The following is a 3,178-nucleotide window of genomic DNA, read 5'->3' as shown; positions in this document are numbered from 1 at the left end:
GTTCTGCCATGATTGCAACGCAATCATCCGGTTTAACTCCAAGGCTTCTTAGTTTATGCGCTAGGGCATTTGCTCTTCGGTTTAGTTCTTTGTATGTGATTTCTTCATCTTCAAAAGTTACTGCGATATGATTTGGTGTCTTCTCTACCTGTTCTTCGAACAGTTCAACTACCGTCTTTTCTCTTGGATACTCACTAGAAGTATTGTTAAATCCTCCTGTGATAAGAGCTTTTTCTTCTTCTGTTGTTGCGTCTATTTCTATTAGTTTTTTCTGTGGGTTTAAAGCAATTTCTTGCAGTACTGTTTTTATCCTTGTAAGTATGCTTTGCATTTCACTTTTTTCATACTCATTTGGATTGTACATCATATCCCACCCTAACTCTGTACCATCAAAATGTGCACTGAGAGTCATTGCATAATTCGTTTGTTCTCTTGCAGACTCCATTCCTATCTGAAGTCCATTTTCACCACTCTTTAATCGCTCTTCATTTACATAATAGTTCTCAAATACAAATAATGTTTTTATCAAGGCAGAACCTAATTGTGTTTGTTTTTGGATTTCCGCCAATGAACAATAATCATAATTACTTCCTTCAATCCCCTGTTTCTGAAGTACTCGTAACAATTCCGCAACCGTCATATCCACTTTTCTTTTTACTCTGACTGGTATTGTATTTACAAATAGACCTACGATTTCTTCAATTCCCTTTATCTTCGCATTTCTTCCTGATACAACTTTTCCAAATACTACATCATCCGTACGATTGTATTTTTGTAACACAATACCCCAAGCGGCTTCCATAACAGTATTTATTGTCACATGATTAGCTAGTGCCACCTCATTCAATCTTTGGCTGATTTCTTTATCTAAACTTACTCGTATACGGCTCATTTGTTCTTCGGTCGGTGCTGGCTTTTTCATTGGCTTTATGTCTGCAGGCTCTTCATATTCTGATAAAAGCTCTGTCCAATATTCCATGCCGTTTTCTTTATCCTGACTCTCAAGCCACTTGGCATATTCACTATATCCAGCGGTGTTCTCTTTCTCTTTGTCAATACTGTTTTCTATTTTTTCTATACTTACACCATTTTTTAACTGTTGGTAATATCTTAGGAAATCACCGAATACCAATGACATACACCATCCATCCATAATGATGTGGTGGATATTCCATATCAGTTTATGAGCCTCATTATTCCGTTTAATATACTTTACTCTTAAAAGTGAATCTATTTCTAAATCAAAGCCACGCTTTACATCTAGGCTTACGATTTTTTCTATCTCTTTTTCTTGTTGCTCTTGGCTTACTTGAGTCAGATCAATTTCTTCATATTCAACTTCTTTGTTTTTCAACACAATCTGCCTTGGTTTAGATAGGTTTTCCCTAGCTATAGTCGCCCTTAATACCTCATGCCTTCTTGCCAATAACTTAAGAGCTTGTCCTATCATTTCAGGATTCGTTTTTCCTTTTAAGTTGTACACACTCTGTACCACATAACTAGTTGATTCTTTATCCATTACATTGTGGAACAACATTCCTTCTTGCAATGCTGTAAGAGAATATATATCTTCGATATCAGAAAAACGAGTTCTTAATACTGACAAGTCTGATGTCTTTAAATCGTTTGTCGAATAATCAGATACGGTCTTCCTACTCTCTTTTTGATGAGAACAGTATGCCACAATTCCAACTAACATTTCCTTATATAGTACTCCAAGCTTGTTCATTGTCTCTTCTGAATACTGCTTCATATCGTACATGATTACAAAAGATAATTTATTCTGTGTGATACTACCATTAAAGTTAATAGTTCCTGGCAAACTATTTTCTTTAGAAATACTCAACCCTGCCGAGAAGGTTGGTATATTTTCGCTCTCCTCATGTTCTGCATCACCATTCAAATCTCCTAGATAGTTGAAATATAAATCAGGTTTTATATCAGATTTTTCTTCCATTAACAATCCATACCCAATCCCGTGATTCGGCACGTTTCTAAGCATTTCCTTTGTCTCTATGATACTCTCAGTGATATCTTCCTTACACTCTATAACGACAGGATACATGCTCGTAAACCAACCAACGGTTCGGTCTATCGCTATCGGCTTATGAATATCTTCTCGTCCATGCCCTTCTAAGCCAACAGATACCTTGGTTTGTCCCTTCAGCTTCCTTACAGCCATCGCTAGTGCACTCAGCAATAAATCATTGATTTCTGTATTAAATGCTTTTCCTGCTTCATACATTAGTTTTTTCGTTTCATTCTCATTAAAACAGATGTCTACATTTCCATATCCCATACCGGTACCATCTGTATCACACTCAACTCTTCCGAGTTTCACTTCTTCAATTACAGTTTCCCAGTACTTTTTTTCCTGCCTCAACTTTTTACTATTTCTGTATTCACTAAGCGCTTCACTCCACGCCTTATAAGATGCCGTTTTCTTCGGTAACACAATTTCTGTTCCTTCTTCCACTTGTTTCAGAGCAGTAGTAAAGTCCTCCAGTAATATTCGCCATGATACCCCATCTACCACTAAATGATGTAGACAAATCATTAAATAATTACCCACGTCTGTTTTAAATAGAGCGCTCTTTAGTAACGGACCGTTCTCTAAATCTATGCTACCTTGTAAACGAGTACATTCCGCTTCAACTTTTTCTTCAACATTTGGTTCGCCATTAAAATCATACACACTGAAATCATACAGTTTACTTTCCCTGCTACTCAGTATTTCAAGCGTACCCTTTCTATAAACAGCCCGTAACACATCATGATGAATCACTAAGGCTTCCAAAACCTTTTTCAAGGTTTCTTCTTCTCTTGAATCTACTGGTACCATCATCGCCTGATTAAAATGGCTTGGTTTAGTAAGATTCCATGCTTCAAATGTTTGTAAAATTGGTGTCGCTACAACAGTTCCTGTTACTTCATGTTGCTCATAGCTGTTTTCTCCTGCATCTATAGCCACATATGCAATCGCTTCAACCGTATGTTTGCTCATGATTTCTTTTACAGAGATATCATACCCTGCTTCGCGCATCTTAGAAACGATTCTGATTGCCTTAATAGAATCTCCGCCAAGTTCAAAGAAACCATCCTTAACGCTTATATTTTTCACACCTAATATTTCACTAAATATTTCACTTACAATTTTTTCAGTTTTATTTCTCGGCGC

The 3,178-nt window shown here is 36.7% G+C and carries 1 protein-coding gene; it reads right to left on the bottom strand.

Features of this window, described 5'->3' with window-relative positions; genetic code table 11:
- Positions 1-3,178, bottom strand: a 3,178-nt coding sequence (locus K5S59_RS29095) for a condensation domain-containing protein (protein WP_220784120.1), incomplete at both ends; no start/stop codon positions are given.

This window comes from Bacillus sp. BML-BC051 (assembly GCF_019656175.1).
Lineage (GTDB): Bacteria > Bacillota > Bacilli > Bacillales > Bacillaceae_G > Bacillus_A > Bacillus_A mobilis.
The sequence above is the reverse complement of the archived record's forward strand: the minus strand, read 5'-3'. Positions and strand labels throughout refer to the sequence as shown.